This is a genomic window from Amphritea sp. 1_MG-2023 (assembly GCF_030547545.1).
In the GTDB taxonomy this organism is placed as follows: Bacteria; Pseudomonadota; Gammaproteobacteria; order Pseudomonadales; family Balneatricaceae; genus Amphritea.
Window position 1 is genome coordinate 98214 of the sequence record NZ_JAUOQE010000006.1, and the last position, 22809, is coordinate 121022.

Consider the following 22809-nt stretch of genomic DNA (forward strand, 5'->3'; position numbering starts at 1 on the left):
TCTTCGAGATTGGCACGCCTGTCGTTATTGCCTCGCCGAATAAAGCCTGAACTCTGTTATGGATAAAACGCTATCTGTCGTTTCAATATGGGCTTTCAATATCATTCAAATCAACAAACACACTTTTAGTCTGTGTATAGTTATATAACGTATCGATACCATTTTCACGCCCGATACCCGATTCTTTATATCCCCCCACGGGCATTTCCGCAGGCGATGCTCCCCAAGCGTTAATCCAACAGATACCGGCCTGCATCTGCCCGATCACCCGATGAGCACGAGCAAAGTCCTTAGTAAAAACGCCTGCCGCTAAACCAAACTGAGTGTTGTTGGCACGCTTAATCACTTCATCCTCATCACTAAAGCTCAGTACCGACATGACAGGCCCAAAGATCTCATCCCTAACTTGAGGCATCTCATCCGTGCAATTGGTGAAAACGGTGGGGGCAACAAATGCGCCTTTATCCAAACCGTTGTCAGTCACTTGATAACCCCCACATAACAACGTTGCCCCCGCGTCTTTCGCCGCTTGAATATAACCCAATACTTTATTCATGTGCTGCTTAGAGATTAACGCCCCCACTTGCGTCTCCATATTCATAGGGTCGCCAATAATCATCGCTTCGGTACGGATTTTAAGTTCTTCGGTGAAGGCATCCATGATGTCCTCATGAACAAAAACCCGAGTACCATTGGTGCACACCTCACCTTGGGTATAAAAATTTGCCAACATGGCAGCAGAAACCGCTTGATCGACGGGCATATCGGGGAAGATAATCATCGGCGATTTACCACCCAACTCCATCGTCACATCTTTTAAAGATTGCGCCGAGGCAGCCATCACTTTTTTACCGGTACCCACTTCACCCGTAAACGAGACTTTGTCTATGTCAGGGTGTGCGGTCATCATTTGGCCTACCCGAGCATCGCCTTGAAGCACATTAAAGACCCCATCAGGTAATCCCGCCTGAGTATAAATCTCAGCCAACTTCAACGCGGTTAACGGCGTTTCTTCTGACGGTTTAAAAATCATAGCATTTCCGGCGGCCAACGCCGGACCCGATTTCCACATCGCAATCTGAATGGGATAGTTCCAAGCACCTATGCCAGCGCAAATACCTAATGGTTCGCGACACGTATAGAAAAAATTACCACGACTAAGGTTTTGATAATCCCCTTGAATTTTATCGGCTAAACCCGCGTAATACTCAATCACATCCGCGCCGGTCTGCACATCAACGCAGCTAGCTTCTTGCAATGGTTTGCCTGTATCAAGCACTTCTAAACGAGCTAGTACGTCATTATTTTCTCGTAACAAGTCGGCCGCTTTTTGAAGTATACGGCCTCGTTCAACGGCGGGCATAAGCGCCCAAACTTTTTGCCCTATTTTGGCTGATGCAATTGCCGCCTCTAATTCGGCTTGACCGGCTTGCTCAACCGTCGCAATAACCTCTCCTGTTGCGGGATTAAGCGTCTCGAAATGCTCTTTACTCGTCGATACATGATAACGGCCATGAATATATTGCTGTTGATGTGCCATGATGAACCTTTTGATAAAAATTAATTCAATTGATAGTCATATAAGACCCCGCTAGCACTCGAGTCAGCGGCATCTTCGATGCAGTGCTACGATAAGTCAGCGACTTCTTTTTCAATCATTCGCTTAACGATCTGCTCGTCAGCAATTAAATGCTCACTATCTTCCCTTAACGATTTAACCAACCCCCACATCATCGCTATTAATATAAACGTAAAGGGTAGTGCTCCGGCAATGGAAGCCGCTTGTAATGCTTTTAACGCTTGATCACCACCCATCAATAAAACAATCAAGGTAACAAAACCCAACACACAGCCCCAAATAACCCGCTGCTGCACCGGAGGTCGACGACCAAAGGACAATAAACGCCCCAAAACTAAAGTGCCTGAATCGGCCGACGTGACAAAAAAGATAATCACCACAACTAAAGCACACGCTTTAGCAATCAGCGCCGAGACACCTGGTGTCAGCACATCAAAAGCAGCATAAATAGTGCCGGCATAATCCCAATTTTGCACGGCGGCATTATAAATCGTCATATCGGCACCATAAACAGACTCGTAAATGCCAGCAGAACCAATAATACCGAACCAAAGAAGGGATACGACCGATGGAATAATAATCACCCCTAAGATGAATTCACGAACCGTTCGTCCACGAGAAATACGGGCAATAAACAAACCAACGAAGGCAGACCATGCAATCCACCAGCCCCAATAAAAAATACTCCAACCACCCTGCCAAACACGCTCTTCAGGACTACGTGCAGTCCATAACGTCATGGGAATCACATTAGAAATATAATCGCCTAGCACGGTTAAGGTACTGGCAATCAGGTAGTTTGTGCCATTACTCGCAAACAGAAAATAAGCCAAGATCGCAATACAGATATAGGTATTGGCGGTCGATAAAATCTTAATACCTTTGGCAACGCCACTGGTAGCCGATATTGTCGCCATCACCGTCACAAACATAATCGAACAGATCGTCACGGTTTGACTGGTTTGTTCAATAAATCCAATCGATACCAACCCTGCACCTATTTGCTGGACGCCCAAGCCCAACGTCGTCGAAATACCAAAGATAGTACCAAGCACAGCAAGGATATCCGCAGCATGACCAATTGGGCCATAAATACGTTTACCAATCAGAGGGTATAATGCAGACCGAATGGCTAAGGGCAGCCCTTTACGAAACGCAAAATATGCAAGCGAAAGGCCCACGATACCGTACATGGCCCAAGCCACCGTTCCCCAATGAAAAATCGTTAACGTCAAACCGCCGGCAGCGGCATCCGCCACCAGACCATTGGGGACAGGAAAGCCCGCATCGCCGGGTAACAACCCCGCGTTTAAGGCCGCCTGTTTCGCGACGAAGAACTCATTAACGGCGGTTTTCGCTTCAGAACTCATAAAAGGGTTGCCACCACTCCAACCACTTGCAAAGTGAATCATCGGTTCAGACATGGAGAAAAACAGCATACCGGCACCGGTGCCACAGCCAAACAGCATCGAAAACCAAGCAAAGTTCGAGAATTCAGGACGCTCATGATCCCGTCCGAGTCGAATCGCAGCCGCCTTAGAGAACAGTAAAAACCCACAAATCATAAACGCTAACATCATCACCGCGATGTAATACCAGCCTAGGGTTTGTTCAATCCAGCTATTGATACCGAGAAACTGCTCACTCGCTGTTTTTCCTAATAGAATTGAATACAGTACAAATACAATAACAAGCCCAATAGAGGTAATTCCTAGCGTTGAATTAAGTCCTTTCAAAACCCCACGTTTTTCAATTAATGATTCTAGTTCATCGTTATTCAGCATAGATACTTCCTCTAGCACATAATTATTCTATTGTTATATATGAAGCCATTTTTATTAATCACTTTTATTATTTTATTGATATGTCGTCTGCCGTTGAAAGTCTGTTAATCCGATAAGAATATAGCTCCTGTTTTTTTTAATAAGAGTCACTGACAACTGAGCATGAGTGACTCGTTGATAGTATTTTGAGCATTAAGCGTATTTTTTGGCTAGTACGCGTAAGCGGCTTTTGAATTCTGAACGGTCGACATAGCAGCCATGCAGATGACGTCGACCACTGCTATCTTCAAATTTATTTCTTCCATGTAGCACTCGACGATTATCAAAAACGACCATTTGCCCAGCAGATAATTTTAATTCGATTTTAAAGCGCTCATCACGCAGCCGTTTCATTAAGCTCCTATACGCTAAGTAATATTCGTACATAACATCAGCAGGCAGATCAAAAATACTGGCCAAATGCGCATTAAACTTAATTTCAATAATATTGCCAAATTGATCAACGTTGATCACACTGTGATGCTCACGAATATCATGGCTTTCATCATGAAAGCGAAACGGTATCACTTGTTCCGACAATAGTTTGAAATAATTTGGGCACTCATCACGTAGTTCTTCTGCCACTTTTAAGCCATCGACAAAGACAGACTCTCCTCCCTCACAATCATTCGCTAGGCAGTGCAAAAACTGATAACCAGGCGGCGTTTCTTGATTCGTCAAATCCGTGTGCAAAGGCAAGGCAATCGAGGTGTAGGCGAGATTAATCGGTGATTCAACCGATACTACATTAAATGTCGTACCAAAATTGGTTTGTCATAAATAATCAATACGTGAAGCCAACAACACGGTCGAGTCAGTTGAGTCTGGCATGCCATCGATGAGCGTTAAGCCCGATTTATCTAACTCAACCATCCATTGATATAAAGCGTTGTCATCATCCATCACCGCTTCATATTGCGCATGATAAATTGTGTTCACAAACGCTGAATCCCAACTCTCATAAGCACTGGCATGGCGCTCATTGACCAGATCTGAGTAACTATGTTCCGCCAACCAAGATTGTGTGAAGCAGCTCCGATGGCCACCTTCAGACCATTCAATATGTAGAAAATCATCACTGACCTCTACAGATAAGGGGTGAATATCTTCACTCACACTGAGCAGATCGAATTCTCGTTCCTGGGTATCAATATGAAAGGCTGTAGGGCAATTGTCTCTTAGCCAAATATGATGAAACTCAGATACTGTTTCATCACTCCATTCGACCAGCAGGCTTAGTACATTTTGCTGAATAGAGGCAATTCGTTTGCCCGTTGTATTCAAGTTTGGGGTCACCGATAACGTCATGGACTGTCCTTTAAGATAAAAAATAATTCACACTATGTTGATGCACACATGCTAGATATGTTGTATTTTTTATGGAAACAACATATTAATACCATCTTGATAAGCACAGCTAATACAAAGCCATGAAACAAAATCTTCCGCCCATGAACTGGGTCAAAACGTTTGAAGCCGCTGCGCGTCTGCTTAATTTTAGTGCGGCGGCGCGCGAGTTAAACATGACTCAGTCGGCAGTCAGCCAGCAAATCAAGCTTTTAGAGCACCACTTAGGCGATGAGCTTTTTATACGTCGGCATCGAAAGATAACACTAACCAACAGCGGACTTGCTTATTACCCGGTTGTACAAAGTACTTTAAACAATTTACAACAGAAAACAGCCGACATATTTTCGCCCGTTGGCGAAGGCCGTCTAGTTTTGAAAGTCAATTACGCATTCTCATCGCTTTGGTTATCACATAATCTATATAAGTTTTGCGCCCGCTATCCCGGTATCCGCTTGCAACTACTGCATTTAAATTGGGATCGAGATTTTTCTGAAGGCAGTCATGACTTATCGATTATGAATGGTAATGGAAAGTGGTTTGGGTTAAATTTAGAGCCCTTATTTAAAGCAGAAGTCACGGTGTTCTGCTCGCCTAAACTGGTTAAGCTCATATCATCGCCATCAGACCTTACATCCCTACCCTTAATAGAAGTCACCGGAGTCAATCATTCGTGGCAACAGTGGTTTAAAGAGGCAAGCATCGAAGTCGATGAGCAAAATATTGTTTATCATCGTGTGGATACATTATTATCGGCAGCATTGATGGTCGAGTCTGGGCTCGGTGTTATGCTTGCTCACCCTGATATATTTGTGAAATCCTTGCAGGAGCACAAAATTGAAGCCCCCTTTGATATCAACTTGGTCACTGAAGATAATTACTATCTAGCCTTTCCTGAAGGGAAACCTTTATCGAAATCGGCGATCGTTTTCCGCGATTGGTTACGGCAAGAGATGGCACTAGCATTAAACAGCTAATGGGAAAACCAATAGCGTTACACCCTATCTTGCGGTTTTACATAAACCATTTTTTCATTTAATGGTAAGCTCCAAACCAACAGAATAACCTATCTCAAGGCTAGTCTTTTAAAAACTATGCATCAATATCCACAACAAAACACGACGATATACAATTTATCTTTCACCTCAGATTCTTCACTTCTGATTCACCATCATTTAAATCCCAACACTCCTGCTTGCAGCATAAGCAGCCTAGCATTATAGTTGTTACTAACAACATAGTGACCAAAGGCCTAACATCATGCCACGCTTAGCGCGCGCCGAAGAGTTATATGAAGCCGTCAACCAGCTCATCCGTGTTCACCAGTTCCGTGATCGAGATTATATCTGCTGCCACGATGTATCCGTCGCACAGTGTTATGCACTTGAAACCTTAGTAAAACGCGGCCCTCTGAGGCTGCAAGCGTTAGCCGATGAGATGTATCTGGACAAAAGTACCACCAGTCGCGTAGTGGACTCCTTGCTACGCAAACAATATGTACTCAAGTTACACGACCCTGATGACCAACGAGCCATTCAATTGTCACTGACACCTTCGGGAGAAGCCTTATACCAAACGATTCATCAAGACCTCATCAGCGAAGAAGCCTCGATGATCAAAGATGTTCCCCCAGAAGTCGTGGATGGCGCGCTCACACTGATTCGCCAACTCACCATCGCCGCACGTAACCGGCTAGGTTCCTAGCCCACTTTTTTTCAACCTGTTAGTTGCTAGTAACAACTAGTTATTATGGAGAAAGCTTGATGCATGCAGAATTGACTAACCTACCTGTCGCAGTGATCGGGGCGGGTCCTATAGGACTTAGTGCCGTCGCTCATCTACTTAAACGCGGATATACCCCAATACTCTTTGAAACCGGTGATCAAGTCGGCGCTAATCTAGCACGCTGGGGGCATGTACGTATGTTTTCACCTTGGATCTACAATATCGATGACACGTCCGCCGCGTTACTCAAACAACAGGGATGGCGCGAACCCGCTGCCAATGAATTTCCCACCGGTAAGGAACTCTTAGAGCAATACGTCACGCCGCTGGCATCCCATCCAGCCATTGTCCCCCACCTACAGCTAAATACCAAAGTTGAATCGGTTAGCCGGTTCAACCACGATCTACTGCGCACCAAAGACCGAGCCGAAGCTCCCTTCGTTCTCCGTGTGTCAGGCCCTGAAGGCGAACGCGATGTCATCGCGCAGGCCGTTATCGATGCATCCGGCACCTATCAAACCCCGAACTGGCTGGGTACACACGGCATTCCAGCACTGGGCGAACGTACCGCTGCTGATGCTATCACCTACGGTGTACCTAATATTCTGGGTGCCGCCCGAGAAGAATACGCTAACAAGGCCGTGTTGGTGGTCGGTGGTGGTCATTCCGCCTTCAATGCGCTACAAGATTTAGTTCTTCTGGCTGATGAATATAAAGAGATGCGTGTTCTATGGGGAATACGGAGCCCATCCACCCATGTCGTGCGTTCACCGGTCAATGATGAGCTTCAAGAACGAAGACGTCTGGAAGTACGTATTCAAGAACTGTTAGAACAGGGCCGTATCGAGGTATTTACCGAACTTGAAATCGATGCGATCCAGCGTGAAGATAACCAACTGATTGTACACAGTGGTTCACGCACGCTGCCGCCGGTCGAACGTATCATCGCGGCTACCGGTTTTAGACCAAACCTTGACCTGCTGACCGAGTTGCGCACTTCGTTAGACCCTGCAACCCAAAGCCCAATACGACTCGCACCACTTATCGATCCTAACTTACATAGCTGCGGCTCGGTACCTGAACACGGTTTGGCTGAGCTTTCCCATCCCGAACCAGGTCTATTTATCTTAGGCATTAAGAGTTATGGCCGCGCACCGACCTTTCTACTGAGGACCGGTTATAAACAAGTCGCTTCGGTGGTCTCTGCGCTGGGCACCAGCGATATGTCGGTTACTACACAGACAGACACCGCCGTTGTCGCATCACCTTGTCAGGGATGAATGTACTAGCAGCCAAGCGCGGCTTTATTTCCGCACTTGGCCTCAGTCAACTCGTCTCTTGGGGGGCACTCTATTACAGCTTTCCCCTCATTGCTGAAGCCATGGCCGCTGAGTTAGGATGGAGCCGTGCCGATATTTATGGTGCGGCAACACTCGGCTTAGTGGCCTCGGCACTGGCTGCCTATCCGATTGGCGCCATGATTGATCGCGGTCATGGCCGCAAGCTGATGGTCGGGGCAACTATCGCGGCCTCTACAGCCTTGGCAGTTTGGTCTTGCATAGACACTATCTTGTCATTGTATGCCGTTGTTATCACATTGGGCGTACTGCAAGCAGCGTTATCCTACGAACCCGCCTTTGCGGTCACCGTGCGTCAATTAGGCACGCAACAAGCACGCGCCGCGATCACCGCCATTACCCTCTGGGCGGGATTTGCCAGCACCGTATTCGTGCCTCTCTTGCAGTTCATGCTCGATCATTGGGGTTGGCGAAATGCGCTACTGGGCTTAGCTATAATTAACATCACCATCGCCGCACCACTCTATCAATGGGCCATCTGGCCTGCGGATATTAACCGCTATCCGGTACAGCAAACAGCAAGCCCTGAAGAGAGCGCTATTCGACCGATACTACGCAGCCCTCGATTCTATCTACTGACCGCCTCTTTCTGTGCCTATATGGCGCTCTTTTCTGGCTTCACCTATCATATCTACCCGCTGCTGATCGCCCTCTCCTCCGATACTCAATCGGTGATCTTTGCGATTGCCCTTATCGGCCCTGCACAGGTCGGTGCACGTCTGCTGTTGCTATTATTCGAGGAGATCAGCATCAAGCGCCTGGGTTTATTGGCCGGTATCGCATTCCCACTGGCTATCCTGCTGCTAAAAGCGCCACCCTCTAGCTTCACCTTGGCAGGTTTATGCCTTCTTTATGGCGCTGCCAACGGTATCTTTACCATCGTGCGGGGCATGGCCGTACCCGAGCTTCTCAGCCGTCAAAACTACGGCAGCATCAATGGCATTATGCTAGTGCCGATGTCACTCGCTCGTGCAATCGCCCCTTGGGCTATTGCTGCATACTGGACCCATTCAGGCACGCCCCATAGCGCCATACAGCTACTACTTATTTTGGCGCTATTAGTGCCCTTACTGTTTGGCGCAGCAACCTGGGTCAAGCGCACCCGTTAGCGATACCTTTATCAAGGCACGTTAACCCGCAACTGCAGATATAGCCTATATCAATGAAAGACGATGATTAGACTCAATCTCATCTATAAACGACGGTTCGACTCCAACACCCGTTGCAATGCTTCGCCAGCTTAAGACGGCTTTTTGGACCTTTTTCATCACGTCCTCCGCGTCCTCTTTCAAGGATGCCGGCACGACTCCCAGTAAATCCTGTTTAACAAAATTGTCGCGTTTTCCATTAATAGACATCTGATGACTATCCACCCAAGGAGAACCAGGCTTATAACTGTATGCTAAATCAAACGCAGGAGCCAAAGTCCACTTTTTTTGGTCGTTAAGAATGAAACCCCAATTTTTTGTATGATCATCATGGTTCCGAGCGATGACGTTAAAAACCATACGCCTAAAGGTTTCAAGTGCCGCGTTTCTATCTAACTTGAGAGTACGTAACAGGGTAAAAAGCTCTTCATAACTATAAGCTCCCGGCTTTTTAAAATCAGCATGATCCATTGCACACAAAGATTGATAATGCACCTTCTCATTCCCAATACGGTCAAATCGCTTTGTCATAAAGTGGGCGCGTCCATTCTCTCGAAAGAGTTCACAATAAGAAATATCAATACCTGCCTCTTTGGCCATTAGGTAATAAGCATACTCCATCAAACCAAACCCTTTCGAATCCCCGAAAACCTCACTGCTTGATGATCGCTCTACCACACCATCAAACTTAATTAAGAAATGCTCAAACCCTTCGGGACAGTTCACTTGACCAGAACGAAGCTGACTACGGTCTGCATTGACCGCTATCACGGCCTTAGCACGAGCACCGCCCGCCGATGTACCAACCTGCACAATGCCAGACAACGCCTGCTCCGAATCGTCAGCATTTATCGTTTCATTAAGCTTATTGCGCTGATCGAGAACCAATTGCGCCATTGCCACCAGAGAATCCATCTCGATCAGTTCGCTATTATTCTTAACACCTTCAACGAGAGCCGGGGTGTACTCAAGTGCCCCCATCCCTCTAGTGCCGGTATAAAGCAATCGTTCCAATGCGCTGAAAGATTGCGGGTCGCGCCCTTGCCTTGCAAGCCAAGCATTGATAACTGAGTTACCAAAATCATCAGGCAAGGTATCCGCAAATGCGGCAGGCAAACCTTTATATGTTGGATAGCTCAAATTTGGAAAACTAAATACGCCAGGCTGTAGCGGTAACTTATGCGAAATAGCAAATCCGCTTTTCAACCAACCGTCGAAATATTCGAAGCTTACGACACCTGTGTCTGGACTCTTGGCTAAAGCGCCGACGTCTTTTCCAAAGATACTCACTTTTGCCGTATCGTATTTCTGGACTACCAATCTAAGCCCTCCTCAGCCTGAGGTTTTGATTTTTCAGCCACCGTTTTTACTCGCTGTCGCAGTTTACCCCGCATCTTTAATAGCTGTACTGGACTAATACCCGGATCAGGCAAGAAAGACTCAACGCCTTCCAACGCATCCAATACTCTAAGAACCTTAATCACATTCATCAAGGTCGCTTTGCCCTCAATCATATTTTGATACGTAGAACGGCTAATACCCGCTTGCTTTGCTAACTCAGACTGCGTCAAAGGCGAGTGGCTATCCAACCTTCGTCTTTCAATACGTCGGCCAAGCTCAAGCGCAAGCGCCTCATCGGACATAGCATATATATTCGCCTTCATCTTAACGACCTATTTTCCAGACTTTACAACCAATTTACTCACATAACGACCTAATTATAGGTCATTATTTAAAAATCACATACGAGACGCTTCCATTAATTATAATGCCTTAAATTTAAGTCATTAAACTGAAAATAGCCAATTATGACCTAATATCCAGTCTTTACAAAAATTCATTATCAACATAAAGGCGAACAATTTTTAGCAGACTAAACGATCGATTTTCGAATCTCTTCCAAGCAGGCATCATGCCCACTCAATGAACGAAAGACCGATCTACCACGCATTGATGACTTCAAAAAATACGTCTAACCGGTGACTGACAAGTGCCAGAATTAACTAGACTACCATCGCAGGACAAAAAAAAATGCCGGTCAGTATTACTGACCGGCATCTCATTTTTTATCAATACAAAATTAACGCTTTATAACTGACCTATTCCCACTCAATGGTCGCCGGTGGTTTAGAGCTCACATCGTAAGTCACTCGTGATACATGAGCGATTTCATTGATGATACGGCCGGAAACAGTTTCGAGCAGTTCGTAAGGCAGATGCGCCCAACGTGCGGTCATAAAGTCGATGGTTTCGACGGCCCGCAGCGCGATCACGTATTCATAACGACGGCCATCACCGACCACACCCACCGATTTAACCGGCAGGAAGACAGCAAAGGATTGACTGGTTTTATGATACCAATCGGCTTTATGTAGCTCTTCAAGGAAGATGGCATCGGCTTCACGCAGGATATCCGCATACTCTTTCTTCACTTCACCCAGAATACGTACACCTAAACCAGGGCCCGGGAACGGATGACGGTAAACCATATCGTATGGCAGACCGAGTTCTAAGCCGATTTTACGCACTTCATCTTTAAACAGTTCACGCAGTGGCTCGACCAGATCCATCTTCATATCGTCTGGCAGGCCGCCGACGTTATGGTGGGATTTAATCACATGGGCTTTACCATTTTTAGAGGCTGCCGATTCGATGACATCCGGGTAGATGGTGCCCTGCGCGAGGAAGTTAACTTCCGTCAGTTTAGTCGCTTCTTCATCAAACACTTCGATAAAGGTGTTACCAATAATCTTGCGCTTGGCTTCCGGATCACTTTCACCTTTCAAGCGTCCCAAGAATAGATCTTCGGCATCCACACGGATCACTTTAACCCCCATATTGAGGGCAAACATCTCCATCACCTGATCACCTTCTTGCTTACGCAACAGGCCGTTATCCACAAACACACAAGTCAGTTGATCGCCGATCGCTTTATGCAACAGTGCCGCCACCACGGAGGAGTCAACACCACCAGACAGACCCAGTAATACTTTCTGCTTGCCTACCTGTTGCTGCACCTTTTCGATCAGATCAGCAATGATGTTAGCCGGATTCCACAGTGCATCACAGGCACAAATCTCACGCACGAAGCGTTCCAGAATACGGCCACCTTGTTTGGTATGCGTTACTTCAGGGTGGAACTGTACGCCGTAGTAGTTTTTACCCGGATGACACATCGCGGCCACCGGCGCACTGGCGGTGCTGGCAATCACATTAAAGCCTTCAGGCAGATCACCGACCTTATCACCGTGACTCATCCATACATCGAGTAACAATGAGCCGTTATTCGCAACCTGATCTTCAATCCCTTCTAACAAACGACTTGGACTATCTTCCAAACGCACTTTGGCATAACCAAATTCACGCAAGTCAGAGGAAACAACACTACCGCCGAGCTGCTCGGCCATGGTTTGCATACCGTAGCAGATGCCCAGCAGTGGGACATCTAATTCGAATACCACGGCAGGCGCGCGAGGTGAGCCGAACTCGGTCACGGATTCTGGGCCACCCGCCAGGATAATACCCTTGGCGTTATATTCACGGATCGCAGCTTCATCCATATCCCACGGATGAATCTCACAGTAAATACCAATTTCACGAACCCGACGGGCGATCAATTGCGTATATTGTGAACCGAAATCTAGAATCAGAATTCGTTGAGCATGAATATCTTGTGACATTTCGATGACTCCGAAATCATCGTCGACGCCTATTCTTAGGCTGATTCGACGATTGGCTGTTTTAGCCGCGTGTTAAAAAAGAAAAAGTGGGAGGGCCGAAGCCATCCCACCTGTTTTAGTCATGATAAAGCGATTATCCAACGCGATAGTTAGGCGCTTCTTTGGTAATGCTCACATCGTGCACATGGCTTTCGGCCATACCCGCACTGGTGATACGTACGAACTGAGGAATAGTACGCATCGCCAAAATATCAGCGCTGCCAGTGTACCCCATAGATGAACGCAGGCCACCGATTAGTTGATGTACCACGCCGCCCATCGGGCCTTTACAGGCAACACGCCCTTCTATACCTTCCGGTACCAATTTTTCAGCACCTTGAGTCGCGTCTTGGAAATAACGATCAGATGACCCCGTGCTTTGAGCCATCGCACCGATAGAGCCCATGCCGCGATAAGACTTGTAGGCCCGCCCTTGATACAGTTCAACAGCACCCGGTGCTTCATCAGTACCCGCCAGCATAGAGCCGATCATCACCGCCGATGCGCCTGCGACAATCGCTTTCGATAGATCGCCAGAAAAACGTACACCGCCATCGGCAATACACGGGACATCATATTGTTTCAACGCTTCAGCCACATTCGCTACCGCGCTGATTTGTGGTACACCGACACCCGCAACAATACGCGTGGTACAGATAGAACCAGGACCAATACCCACTTTAACCCCATCGGCACCGGCTTCAGCCAGTGCAATCGCGGCATCCGCCGTGGCAATATTACCACCGATAACCTGAACACTCGGGTAGGTTTTCTTTACCCAAGCGACGCGATCAATGACGCCTCGAGAATGGCCGTGCGCCGTATCAACGATAATCACATCGACACCGGCTTTCACCAGTGCATCAACTCGATCTTCAGTTTCAGGGCCCGTACCGACAGCCGCGCCAACAATCAGACAACCATCGCCATCTTTAGCCGCATTGGGGTGTGTCAGCGCTTTGTTCATATCTTTAACGGTCATCATACCGCGCAGACCAAAGGCTTCATCAACCACCAGAATTTTTTCGATACGATGTTTACGCAGCAAATTACGTACATCATCCGGATCAGCACCTTCAAGCACGGTCACCAGACGATCTTTAGGGGTCATGATAGAAGCAACAGACGCATCGAGTTTCTTCTCGAAACGCGCATCACGGCCAGTTACAATACCGACCAGCTCACCCTTATCAATCACCGGAAAACCGGAAAAGCCAAGACGGGTAGATAAAGCATTCAGCTCGCCGACAGTCATATCAGGACTACAAGTAACAGGATCGCTAACGACACCCGCCTCATATTTCTTAACCCGACGGACTTCTTCAGCCTGCTGCTCGATGGTTAAGTTTTTATGAATGATACCGATACCACCTTCCTGCGCCATCGCGATGGCTAGGGCGGATTCAGTAACCGTATCCATTGCAGCAGAGACCAGAGGAACGTTCAGCGCGATGCCTTTTGTCAGGCGCGTCTTCAGCGAAACGTCTTTAGGCAGCACCTCGGAGTAACCGGGAACCAGTAGAACATCATCAAAAGTGAGGGCTTCTTCAGCGATTCGCAACATTATGAGATTGCCTGTAGTGTCTAAAAAAATAAGACGCGGGATTATAGCCTTTTGTCGAACGTCAGACAATCAAAATGCAGCGATTGCCCACCCTTTTTACGCATTTTATCAATTCTAACCCAACAGTTATTACCAACCGATGTTCGCTTGGTTTAAGATGCGCACTATGCAACCGTACTCAGCTCAAAACAGATCCCGCAACAGCGCCGCAACAACAGCGCTGAGCGTCACCGAACTCAATCGTCAGGTTAAATCGCTGCTCGAGAGTTCTTTTTTAACCATCCATGTGGAAGGCGAGTTATCTAACGTCGTCAAAGCTAGTTCCGGCCATTGGTACTTTACCCTAAAAGATCGAGACGCTCAGGTGCGTTGCGCGATGTTCCGCAATCGCAACCAATACCTCAAATATAAGGCTAAAAATGGCGACAAGGTCGTTGTACGCGCTAAAGTCAGTCTCTACCCGGGTCGCGGCGATTATCAACTGATCTGTGATTATATGGAGGAAAGCGGTGTAGGCTCGCTGCAACAGGCCTATGAAGCACTGAAACAAAAATTGCAGCAGCAAGGGCTGTTCGACCCTGCATTTAAAAAACCGATTCCGGCCCATCCACAACATTTAGGGATTATTACCTCGCCTACCGGCGCAGCCGTTCACGATATCCTCACGGTATTAAAACGGCGCTTCCCTTCACTACCGATCACGCTTTTCCCGACCACCGTACAAGGCGCTGACGCGGCGGCTCAAATCGCCGATGCTATCCGTCTAGCGAATCACGATGGTCGCTGTGATGTGTTAATCGTTGGTCGTGGCGGCGGCTCGCTGGAAGATCTCTGGCCGTTTAACGAAGAGATCGTGGCGCATAGTATTTTTCATAGTGAGATCCCCATCATCAGCGCGGTAGGCCATGAAGTAGATGTCTCTATTGCTGATTTTGTTGCCGATCTTCGGGCTGCGACCCCCTCCGCCGCCGCCGAGTTAATTAGCCCCGATCAGCAGCAACTCCTACGTCAGTTACAACAGCTGCAGCAACGCCTTACTCAAGCGTGGATGCGTAGCCTACAACAACGGCAGCAGCAACTACAATGGACTCGTACCCGCTTGCGCCATCCCGGTGATAAGCTCAAAGAGCAGGCACAAAAACTCGATGACTTAGAACTCCGCATGCAACGCGCCATCCGCTTACAACTTGAGCGTCAAAAACAACAGTTTAATCAATGGCAACAACGCTATCAGCGCTGCTCCCCACTACCACATATTGCGGCGGGACAGCAGCGTAAAGATGAACTGCAACACCGTTTAACCACCTTGATGCAAGGGTTGTTAAAACAACATAAACTGCAACTCAGCGGCTTAGCGGCGACACTCAATAGCGTCAGCCCGTTAGCGACACTTGATCGAGGCTATGCCATTGTGCAAGATGAGAACGGTAGCGTTATTCAAGATATCGATCATATCGTCAAAGATAGAAGCGTTGAGACTCGTCTCAGTAATGGTCGCTTTCGCAGTACAGTCACTCAGATTATTAAGCAATAAGGACACCCTATGCGCTTTATCAGCTTTGCTTTCCTCCTACTCTTCAGTCTCCCAGCGGCGGCCATCAATTTACCACAAGAATCACGCGTACCAGGCGGCATCGCCCTGATCCCGCTCACTAACCTGAATAGTCAAACGGCACCCTCCGCGTGGTATCGCGGTAATCGCGTGATGGTTATCCCGAGCCAAGCTACCGCCTATGCCGAACAAGCGCCTTGGCTGGCCGTGATTGGTATCCCTCTGTCGGCGAAAGCCAATCAACCGCAACTGATGAAAACCGATGGTCAACGCTTCCCTTTTACGATTCAGGACAAAGCCTATAAAGAGCAACGCCTCACAGTGACTAACAAGCGACATGTCAATCCGAATACGCAAGATTTAGCGCGCTATAAACGTGAAAAAGCCGAAATGGTTGCGGCCTTCAAATCTTGGAGTACACCCAAGCTATCCACCGTACAATTTGACCTTCCGGCGAGCGGTCGCTTTAGTAGCCCCTTTGGTTTAAAGCGTTTCTTTAATGATCAACCGCGCAACCCTCACAGTGGTCTCGATATCGCTGGCGGACAAGGTGGAGCCATTCAAGCACCTGCAGCAGGCAAGGTTGTGGCGGTTGGGGAATACTTCTTTAACGGTAATACGGTAATTGTCGATCATGGTTACGGCCTAACCACCATGTATTGCCATATGAGTAAAATCGATGTCAATATCGGCGATCAACTCAATAGCGGCGATAGTATCGGTAAAATCGGTAAGACCGGCCGCGTCACTGGGCCTCACTTGCACTGGAGCGTCAGCCTCAATAATACGCGCGTCGATCCCTTATTGTTTGTAGCGCAGTAACTCGATCAGAGTGCTACAGGCGAGATATACGCGATTAGATATGATAGGCTTCGCCGTTCTTTAAACCGAACCGACAGAGTACTTCATGTCTGATATTAAATTTGAAACAACTGAACAGATCGCCAGCTACGGTATCGGCCGTCAGATGGGCGATCACATCGCTACCCAAAGCTTCGACGGCGTAGAGCTGAATGCCGTTATTGCAGGCATCAAAGAAGCATTTGCCGGTGAAGCACTGAGCATTGAAGGCGAAAAGATTCAAGAAGCCTTTAACGAAATTCAAGCTCGCATGCAGGAAAAGGCTGAACAACAAGCTAAAGAAGCAGCGGCTGAAGGCGAGCAGTACCTTGAAAAAAATGCTCAGCGTGAAGAGATCTTCGTCACCGATTCTGGCCTGCAGTACGAAATCATCACGGCTGGCGAAGAAGGTGGCGCAAGCCCTACCGCTGAATCAACTGTACGTACTCATTACCACGGTACCTTTATCGACGGTAAAGTATTCGACAGCTCTTATGACCGTGGTCAGCCTGCCGAATTCCCTGTTGGCGGCGTTATCGCAGGCTGGACTGAAGCCCTGCAAATGATGACTAAAGGCGCTAAATGGCGTCTGACTGTTCCGTATCAACTGGCATACGGCGCACAAGGTTCACCTGGTGGCATTCCTCCTTATGCAACACTGGTGTTTGATGTCGAGTTACTAGAAATCCTGTAATTGGCAACTCACTTCTGATGTAATAAAGGCCGGTCGCGTTTGTACCGGTCTTTTTTTTTGGGAGAACAACAATGCAATTGAATCTGCAGATCAGCGGTAGCGGCACCCCGCTAATTATTATACATGGTCTGTTTGGTACATCGCTCAATTGGAGCGGACAGGTTAAAGCGCTGGCGGAACACTTCACCGTCTATGCGGTGGATTTGCGCAATCACGGGCGATCCCCTCATACAGACAGCATCAGCTATCCTGAGATGGCCGATGACATCATTGAACTGATGGATCAACAAGGTTTAAGTAGCGCCCATATTCTCGGCCACTCGATGGGCGGAAAAGTAGCTATGCAATTGGCGATGAATCACCCCGAGCGAGTGGCTAAACTTATCATTGTGGATATTGCCCCGGTAGCATACCCCAACCATCACAATGCTGTATTCAAGGGCCTGAATGCCGTCGATCTTGCGCGGATAAAATCTCGCAGCGAAGCCGATCAACAACTGAGTCAGCAGGTACCTGAACTCGCCGTGCGGCAGTTTCTGTTAACCAATCTATATCGCAACGAAGCGAAGCAGTTTGCTTGGCGAATGAATCTATCAGCATTAGAATCTGGCTACGACAACATTAGCCAAGCGCCGACCGGCGAGCCCTTTGATAAACCGGTGCTCTTCATTAAAGGCGAAAATTCAAACTACATCACCTCCGCCTATCGCACGCAGATTTTGGCATTATTCCCTCAGGCTGATTATCGAATCATACAGGGCGCGGGACACTGGCCTCATGCGGAAAAACCCACCCTATTCACCAAGCTGGTATTAAATTATTTAACTCAGTGACGCCATACTGCCGTTCGATCCCCCTCTGAACGGCACTTAAGCCGCCTTCACGCAGCCGCCAACGCCAAACAGCATAAGCATCAAGCAAAACGCCGCTACTGTGCGGAATAAGGCTCAATGCAAGCGTTATCGAAAAAGCTGGCAGCCATATCGTCATGGCCTCGATTCACGACGATATAGCGCGGCTCAAAAATTTAAAAGCTTAAATGCTTAAAAACAATTGGCTTTGTGGATTGCTTAAAGCTGATTATGCCCCAATAAAGACAATCTTAAGATACAATCGTCAGAGCCACTTAGGGAAGGTGCGAATAAGTCAATTACGCCTCTGGCTTACAGAGAAGCTGGAGATCAAGCTAGCAGCAAGACTGAAGCACCACAGGTTGAACTCCAGCCGATTTATTTGGACTAAAAAAGCAGCAAAGCAGCCAAATGCCCATGCGATGCACGGCCTTGGCCATTTCACATTAAAAGGACGTCTAATGTTCCCTATCGACCATCAAATCCTCATTGCTGCGGTACTGCTGTTTGCTGGCGTTATTACCAGCAAACTGTCTCCGCGCATCGGCTTACCCGTCCTAGTGATCTTTCTCGGCATCGGTATGCTGGCAGGTGAAGATGGCATTGGCAGGATTCAATTTGATGATGTCGATACCGCGCATGCTCTGGGTACCCTCGCCTTAGCCATTATTCTGTTTGATGGCGGCTTACAAACGTCGCTATCGTCGATAAAGCTCGTCTGGAAACCAGCCAGCGCCCTCGCAACTATCGGCGTTGCGATCACCGCAGGGATTACCGGCGCAGCCGCCGCCTATATTTTAAATCTATCACTGCCGGTTGGTTTTCTCCTAGGCGCCATCGTTGGCTCTACCGATGCCGCCGCCGTATTCACCATTTTACGTAACGCCGGCATCTACCTCAGCCCACGCCTGAAATCGACCCTAGAAATAGAAAGTGCCTCCAATGACCCCATGGCGATATTTCTCACCATCGGTTTACTACAACTGGTGACCACCAATGCCCCGCCAGGCTCTGAGCTATTTATTTTATTCATACAGCAGATCGGTATTGGTGCCATTATCGGTTTGGCTATCGGTTATTCCGCGGTTAGATTATTCAATAGCATTTCACTTCAGGCACCCGGCCTTTATCCCGTAATGGTGTCAGCCTGCGGCTTACTTTCCTTCGGGGCTTCAGCCACACTCGGCGGCAGCGGTTTCTTCTCCGTCTTTATTACCGGCGTCATTATTGGCAACGGCCGCTTTGTTTATCAACGCGCCACGTTTCTGTTCCATGATGGCCTAGCTTGGTTGAGCCAAATTGGTATGTTTGTCATGCTTGGACTGCTCGTGACACCAAGCTCACTGATTCATGTCTGGCGTGAAGGTTTACTGATCGCACTGGTGTTAATCTTTATTGCTCGACCGCTGGCGATCGGCCCGCTATTAGCTTACTTCGGTTTTAATAAGCGCGAGATCGCATTGGTTTCTTGGGTTGGGCTGCGCGGTTCAGTGCCGATTATTCTGGCCATTTTCCCGCTAATCTTTGGCTTACCTCAGGCACCGCTGCTATTCAATGTGGTGTTCTTCGTGGTCTTAATTTCAGCCACTCTACAAGGCTCAACGCTTCCCTTGATCGCCCGCAAACTAAAACTGATTGAGCCACCACCGGCAACCCCATCCGCCACGTTAGAAATAGCGGCCTTAGCCAATATCGATACCGATATCGTCAGATACACCCTGGGCGAAAATGCCAAATCGTTAGGACTCACCATCTCTCAGTTGGCCCTGCCCGAAGGAGCGGTAATTGCCATGGTCGTACGCGGTAATGACGTGTTCCCACCCCGCGGTTCAACTAAGCTAGAAAAAGAAGATCATCTATTTATTGTCTTAAAGCCCGGTTTACGTAAATTCGTAGACTGTATTTTTTCGACCATCGCACCTTGCTTAGCCACGGATCTACCCGATGACGAGTTACTCTTGAAGGGTTCATCGACACTTGAGGATATCTTCAGGTCTTATGGCATTATTATTGAACCCACTAACGACATCAGCCTCAGTGACTTTTTAAAACAATCGATAACACCGCTGACGATTGGCAGTGAACTCCGGATCGATGCTGGCACCCTCACAGTGCAAAGCTTTCAGGCTCAAGAAATCGCTACCGTTAGCTTCACCCGCAATCCGCTTATCAAACCGAACGCAACCTAAAAACACCAACCGATTGAGAGCGTCTCAGCAAAGTGATTCTCTCAATCCGTCAATCATGGAAAAACCCCTAGCGATCAATTGCAACCATTAACATGCCCCTATGCAACATTCGTTGCTTTAAAAATAGCTTATTAATACAAAACTGGTTCAATTTTTGCTTGCATAAAAACCCAAGATTATTTGTTATCGCTGACCTGGGTTAACGCAATCCGCGTCAGCCAAAATCCACTGGAAAATTTGGATATACGAGAGAAGATTATGAGCAGAAATGAAGCACGCTTGAATGCGATTAACGAAATCACCAATGCTGCACCCTTTGCAACGACGATGACTGCCCCACTGAATGAGATCTGGGCGTCTGATGTATTTGGTCTGCAACAAATGGAAGAATCGCTTTCAAAATCTGCCTTTAAAAGCATCAAGAAAACAGTTCAAACTGGCGCAGAGCTTGAACCTGCTGTAGCGGATGCTGTCGCAGCAGCGATGAAAGATTGGGCGATGACGAAAGGCGCTAAATTTTTCTCTCATATTTTCTACCCAATGACCAACGCCACCGCCGAAAAACACGACGGTTTTGTTGTAACTAATTCAGATGGCGGCGCAATCACCGAATTTACCGGCAGTTTGTTGATTAAAGGTGAGCCGGACGGATCTTCTTTCCCGAATGGTAGCCTGCGTATGACTAACGCGGCGCGTGGTTATACTGCATGGGATCCAACCAGCCCAGCCTACATTATGCAAACCGCTAACGGCGCTGTACTGATGATTCCAAGCGTCTTTATGTCTTGGACTGGCGAAGCGCTGGATAAAAAGATCCCTCTGCTACGTTCAAATGCTGCCATGAATGATGCGGCACAAAAAGTATTAGCCCTAATGGGCGAAACGGATATCGCCACCCTTAACTCAAGCTGTGGTGCAGAGCAGGAATACTTCCTGGTTGATGAAAAATTCGCCAATGCACGCCCCGACTTGCTGTTAGCCGGTAGAACACTATTTGGTGCTGCGCCTGCTAAAGGCCAAGAGTTCGACGATCACTATTTTGGTGCAATCCCTGAACGTGTACAGGTTTTCATGCAAGACCTAGAAAACAAGCTCTATTGTCTGGGAATTCCTGCTAAAACACACCATAATGAAGTAGCTCCGGGCCAATTTGAGATCGCTCCTTATTTTGAAGCGGCCAACATTGCCTCTGATCATCAGCAATTATTAATGACATTGCTGAAAAACACCGCTAAACGTCACGGCTTTATCTGCCTATTACATGAGAAGCCATTTGCCGGTATTAATGGCTCAGGCAAGCATGTTAACTGGTCTGTAGGCAATGCGACGCAAGGTAACCTGCTCGATCCTGGTCACACGCCGAATGAGAATCTTAACTTCTTGCTCTTTTGTGGTGCAGTGATTCGCGGCGTGCACAAATATGGCCCGCTTTTGCGTGCCGTTATCGCTTCCGCTGCAAATGATCATCGCTTAGGTGCCAATGAAGCCCCTCCAGCTATCCTGTCTGTTTACCTAGGTGATCAGCTAGAAAAAGTATTTGATGATATCCGTACCGGTGCACTGCATGTGCCAACAACGGGTGGTCAGATGGATATAGGTCTATCTCAAATTCTAAAATTTGACCGCGATCCTGGTGACCGTAACCGTACCTCTCCGTTCGCCTTTACCGGTAACCGTTTTGAATTCCGCGCCGTCGGTTCGTCTCAATCAGTCTCTGGACCGCTGGTCGCAATGAACACCATGCTGGCCGATTCTCTTGAATGGATTGCGGCAAAACTTGAAGCGGTACTGGCTACTAACAGCGACAAAACGGCAGCGGTATTCGCCGTCTTGAAAGAGCTAATGGAAGAGCACGGTAAGGTTGTCTTTGGTGGCGACGGTTACTCTTCTGAATGGCACAAAGCGGCTGTTGAAGAGCATGGTTTGAAAAACATTCCGACCACCGCCGATGCATTGCCCGCCTTTAAAACGCAGGAAGTGATCGACCTATTCTCTAATACGGGCGTGTTCACACCCGCAGAGCTGGCCAGTCGCTTTGAAGTGTATGCCGAGCAATATATCTTATCGATTGAAGTAGAAGCTAAGCTGGTTGTCGAAATGGCCACGACTAGCATCTATCCAGCAGCGATTAACTATCTATCAAATATCGCCGCTACAGGGATAACACTGGATTTCTCTCCAGCAGGCAAGGTAGCTGAAACAGCCACCGCGATGATGTCCGCCGTTGAACAATTGAGCGCGGCTCTTGAAACTGAAGCCTTTGAATCAACCGAAGCCCATATGCAGTTCCTTGCGAATGATGTTTGTACGCTGATGGAAACAGTACGTAGTGCTGCTGACACGCTGGAAACACTGGTTGACGATAGCCTGTGGCCTCTGCCTAAGTATCGCGAGATGCTGTTTATTAAATAATCGATAGC

Annotated in this window: 17 protein-coding genes and 1 pseudogene; 10 read left to right on the top strand and 8 right to left on the bottom strand. The window is 47.8% G+C overall.

Annotation, left to right across the window (positions count from 1 at the left end):
* Positions 1-82 precede the first annotated feature (82 nt).
* The 4 genes and pseudogenes from betB to Q4488_RS05375 form a co-directional block, all read right to left on the bottom strand.
* Positions 83-1540 carry a betaine-aldehyde dehydrogenase gene (gene betB, locus Q4488_RS05360; protein ID WP_303579439.1) on the bottom strand — a complete coding sequence of 486 codons (1458 nt, stop codon included), beginning with the start codon at positions 1538-1540 and terminating at the stop codon, positions 83-85.
* An 86-nt stretch (positions 1541-1626) separates the two neighbouring features.
* A complete protein-coding gene (locus tag Q4488_RS05365; RefSeq protein ID WP_303579440.1) occupies positions 1627-3363 on the bottom strand; it encodes a BCCT family transporter in 1737 nt (578 codons plus the stop codon).
* A gap of 192 nt (positions 3364-3555) precedes the next feature.
* Positions 3556-4155: pseudogene (locus Q4488_RS05370) on the bottom strand (TauD/TfdA family dioxygenase); the annotation flags it as partial.
* Positions 4156-4176: 21 nt separating this feature from the next.
* Positions 4177-4710 (bottom strand): gamma-butyrobetaine hydroxylase-like domain-containing protein, encoded by a 534-nt coding sequence (locus Q4488_RS05375; RefSeq protein WP_303579441.1) that lies wholly within the window; start codon positions 4708-4710, stop codon positions 4177-4179.
* A 122-nt stretch (positions 4711-4832) separates the two neighbouring features.
* Here Q4488_RS05375 and Q4488_RS05380 point away from each other — a divergent pair, with 122 nt between their 5' ends.
* The 4 genes from Q4488_RS05380 (at position 4833) to Q4488_RS05395 (ending at position 8941) form a co-directional block, all read left to right on the top strand.
* Positions 4833-5726 (top strand): LysR substrate-binding domain-containing protein, encoded by an 894-nt coding sequence (locus tag Q4488_RS05380; RefSeq protein WP_303579442.1) that lies wholly within the window; start codon positions 4833-4835, stop codon positions 5724-5726.
* 283 nt (positions 5727-6009) lie between these two features.
* Positions 6010-6453 carry a MarR family winged helix-turn-helix transcriptional regulator gene (locus tag Q4488_RS05385; protein WP_303579443.1) on the top strand — a complete coding sequence of 148 codons (444 nt, stop codon included), beginning with the start codon at positions 6010-6012 and terminating at the stop codon, positions 6451-6453.
* A gap of 59 nt (positions 6454-6512) precedes the next feature.
* Positions 6513-7754 (top strand): NAD(P)-binding domain-containing protein, encoded by a 1242-nt coding sequence (locus Q4488_RS05390; RefSeq protein WP_303579444.1) that lies wholly within the window; start codon positions 6513-6515, stop codon positions 7752-7754.
* Positions 7751-8941 (top strand): MFS transporter, encoded by a 1191-nt coding sequence (locus Q4488_RS05395; RefSeq protein ID WP_303579445.1) that lies wholly within the window; start codon positions 7751-7753, stop codon positions 8939-8941. The genes Q4488_RS05390 and Q4488_RS05395 overlap by 4 nt, the downstream gene beginning before the upstream one ends.
* Positions 8942-8986: 45 nt before the next feature.
* On the opposite strand, the gene Q4488_RS05400 is transcribed toward Q4488_RS05395, so the two are convergent.
* The 4 genes from Q4488_RS05400 to guaB form a co-directional block, all read right to left on the bottom strand.
* Positions 8987-10300, bottom strand: a complete 1314-nt coding sequence (locus tag Q4488_RS05400) for a type II toxin-antitoxin system HipA family toxin (RefSeq protein WP_303579446.1) — start codon at positions 10298-10300, stop codon at positions 8987-8989.
* Complete coding sequence (locus Q4488_RS05405; RefSeq protein ID WP_303579447.1) at positions 10294-10644, bottom strand: helix-turn-helix domain-containing protein; 351 nt, start codon at positions 10642-10644, stop codon at positions 10294-10296. Before Q4488_RS05405 ends, Q4488_RS05400 begins: the two co-directional genes overlap by 7 nt.
* A gap of 435 nt (positions 10645-11079) precedes the next feature.
* Positions 11080-12660 carry a glutamine-hydrolyzing GMP synthase gene (gene guaA / locus Q4488_RS05410; RefSeq protein ID WP_303579448.1) on the bottom strand — a complete coding sequence of 527 codons (1581 nt, stop codon included), beginning with the start codon at positions 12658-12660 and terminating at the stop codon, positions 11080-11082.
* Between the two features lie 133 nt (positions 12661-12793).
* The gene (guaB, locus tag Q4488_RS05415; RefSeq protein WP_303579449.1) at positions 12794-14263 is read right to left on the bottom strand and encodes an IMP dehydrogenase; all 1470 of its coding nucleotides are present in this window, start codon (positions 14261-14263) and stop codon (positions 12794-12796) included.
* A gap of 166 nt (positions 14264-14429) precedes the next feature.
* Between guaB and xseA the strand changes: the two genes are divergently transcribed.
* The 6 genes from xseA to Q4488_RS05445 all read left to right on the top strand — a co-directional run bounded on the left by xseA (position 14430) and on the right by Q4488_RS05445 (position 22801).
* Entirely contained in the window at positions 14430-15797 is a 1368-nt protein-coding gene (gene xseA / locus Q4488_RS05420; protein ID WP_303579450.1) for an exodeoxyribonuclease VII large subunit, read from the top strand.
* A 9-nt stretch (positions 15798-15806) separates the two neighbouring features.
* Positions 15807-16637 carry a peptidoglycan DD-metalloendopeptidase family protein gene (locus tag Q4488_RS05425; protein ID WP_303579451.1) on the top strand — a complete coding sequence of 277 codons (831 nt, stop codon included), beginning with the start codon at positions 15807-15809 and terminating at the stop codon, positions 16635-16637.
* 85 nt (positions 16638-16722) lie between these two features.
* Positions 16723-17349 carry an FKBP-type peptidyl-prolyl cis-trans isomerase gene (locus tag Q4488_RS05430; RefSeq protein ID WP_303579452.1) on the top strand — a complete coding sequence of 209 codons (627 nt, stop codon included), beginning with the start codon at positions 16723-16725 and terminating at the stop codon, positions 17347-17349.
* A gap of 71 nt (positions 17350-17420) precedes the next feature.
* The gene (locus Q4488_RS05435) at positions 17421-18182 is read left to right on the top strand and encodes an alpha/beta fold hydrolase (RefSeq protein ID WP_303579453.1); all 762 of its coding nucleotides are present in this window, start codon (positions 17421-17423) and stop codon (positions 18180-18182) included.
* 479 nt (positions 18183-18661) lie between these two features.
* A complete protein-coding gene (locus Q4488_RS05440) occupies positions 18662-20389 on the top strand; it encodes a potassium/proton antiporter (RefSeq protein ID WP_303579454.1) in 1728 nt (575 codons plus the stop codon).
* Between the two features lie 258 nt (positions 20390-20647).
* Positions 20648-22801, top strand: coding sequence for a glutamine synthetase III (locus tag Q4488_RS05445; protein WP_303579455.1), 2154 nt, complete (start codon positions 20648-20650; stop codon positions 22799-22801).
* Positions 22802-22809: the final 8 nt, after the last annotated feature.